Source organism: Sporomusa sp., from assembly GCF_057736855.1.
Map to the genome: position 1 here is coordinate 1 of NZ_JBYKYF010000404.1, position 2,254 is coordinate 2,254.

General features: G+C 47.2%; 3 protein-coding genes. All 3 read right to left on the reverse strand.

The features are described from left to right. Positions 1–817, reverse strand: an 817-nt coding sequence (locus tag AC29Z1_RS16855; RefSeq protein ID WP_488272610.1) for an AAA family ATPase, incomplete at its 3' end; no start/stop codon positions are given. A gap of 15 nt (positions 818–832) precedes the next feature. After that, the gene (locus tag AC29Z1_RS16860) at positions 833–1,213 is read right to left on the reverse strand and encodes a DUF1257 domain-containing protein (RefSeq protein ID WP_488272611.1); all 381 of its coding nucleotides are present in this window, start codon (positions 1,211–1,213) and stop codon (positions 833–835) included. A 13-nt stretch (positions 1,214–1,226) separates the two neighbouring features. Next, the coding region (locus tag AC29Z1_RS16865; protein ID WP_488272612.1) for a hypothetical protein at positions 1,227–2,254 on the reverse strand (1,028 nt) is incomplete at its 5' end.

Consider the following 2,254-nt stretch of genomic DNA (forward strand, 5'->3'; position numbering starts at 1 on the left):
GAATACCCACCATGGCAATTCCCTTAGGTGCTGGTAAACCATAGTCGCGGGCATCTTTAGTAAATGCCTTCTCCCTCAGTCGCAGCCAATCTTTTAAGACTCCTAAGCCACCGACACTTTCGATGGTCTCGCTGGTATTCAAAAACTCTAAGGCTTCGCTTTGCCGTACAAGCTGGGCTTTATCTTCAGTAATCAGGGAAATACTGCGGTCATCTAAGCAGCCGCAAGTAACTATGGCTTTAGAAAATACCCGACGCGCTTGACCTGCGGTCATACCCATAGCGGCTTGCACAACCTTTTCACGTCCGGTTTCTGTCAGATTGATTTTAACATTGGCACCTTTCAGCAGTCCGTCAAGCACTGCATCCAACTCTTCCCCATTCGGACGTTTAAGATGCATAACCACAGCTTCATCCTGTAATTCGTCAGGAATTTGTCCTGTTGGGGTAGTAATTACAATCGAGGTCCGAGTCTGGGTTAGGCGCTGTACTACATTTTTAAGTTTGCGTCTGACAGGCGGATTTGTCCAGAAGTCATGAAAATCCTTGCAGACAAAAATTGTCCCCGTATTCTCCATACCTTCCTTTTCCATCAAATCCAGGGCCACCAATGGATCCCGACATTTTAAATCCAGTGTGGTCCGTCCGGTAACTACCGTAAAGCCGTCAGCAACATCCCACGATAGACAAGCGCGGTTTTTTTGTTCGCATACCGTCTTAACATGTTCAATAGCGCGCTGTTCCTCAGGTGTCACGATAACAATGAGCGTAACCCGAGCCCGGATATAGGTATCAAATTGTTCAGCAAAAACATCCATAGTCTTCCCCCTCCTCTACACCCATCTTCTCACCAGCAGGCGAATCTGACCACTGGCATCCCTCTGCTGTTCCACTACATTAAATCCCTGACGGCGTACTTGTTCCATAACAGTGGTTAACGCATATTGCTGCTGAACCTTTTTAGTAAATTCCTGCTCATTGGTGCCCTGTACCCCAAACCAATCAGCCACCAAACGGTAAGTGCCATCAGCGCCCAGTACAAAACCAATATCATATCCCTGTTTCATTCGTACAGCAATATCTACCGAAGTTTCCTGCCCGCGATAGCCTTTAATTGAGGTATTTTCCTCAACCTGATAACCTAATTCCCGCAAACAGGTTAGCAATATTTCTTTATTCTTTATCTGAGTCGCCACTTGAGTAAAATGCGACATCTCCAGCCCTCCCTTACACTAACTTTGCAACAGGTACCCTATCTGCAAAAATTTCACCACTGTCAACGGCTGTAGCCGTTACCAGTAGTTGTCCGGCACTGTCTAAACTAGCCTTAACGGTAAATACCGCCTGCCCGCGGACTGCCGGCGTCTGAATAGTTAATATCAGCGGATCTTTTTCATTAATACATTGCAGACCATCTTCTATAAATAACGCAAACTTCTGTTGCCCATTATAACTGGCTTTAACCGTAAATTCGCAAATGGTTCCTGTGCTAGGATAAAACATGCCTTTAGTAACAAGCTCGCGATATTGGTACCCAGCTTCTGTTAAAAAACGCAAACCATACCTATGGCTGATATAACCGCAAGCATCTTCTCCAGCTAATAACGCTGCGCCGCCGCAAGCAGCGGCAGAAAACGGCTGGTTAGCATACACCGGAATACCGCCAAAAAGGTCGTGAACTATTCCTAAAATCTCCGAATTTACACTGCTGCCGATGACAACGACCCCGGTCAGACAGTTCGCCGAGTATCCCCGTCTTTCAACATCCTGCAATGCTTGCTGAATAGTAGCTGCTAATTGTCTTGTCGCTTCCTCGGGTTCCTCACCTATCAGCCACTCCGTTCTGCAGCTCAGCACCCGCAAATGCCGCTTATTTTCACGATTCTGAGCAAAAGCAGAACTTTCGTCTATATCTATATAAGAATAACTGCCTACCGTCGTTTTTGCTAACACACCACCGACAAGCGTTTGTTCCTTACCGTTGACAGCCTGTACAATAACCGTCTCCACACTGTCGGCATGTATCGTTACAACACTATAGACGGCTCCAGGTTTAAGCGGCATACCTGAACCCTTGGCAGCAGCCCAGGGTTGTTCGATCAATTCCAAACGACTAAAACCTGCCTGGTAAGTAGTGGTTTCAAGCCAACGGCGATAACGCTGCCAAATGGTTTCAGATTGACAAGCCGCTGCCGGCATCGTAAAAGCAATCACCGCTTCACTGGCCAATCCCAGAGCCTGACCGGCACGGCTAA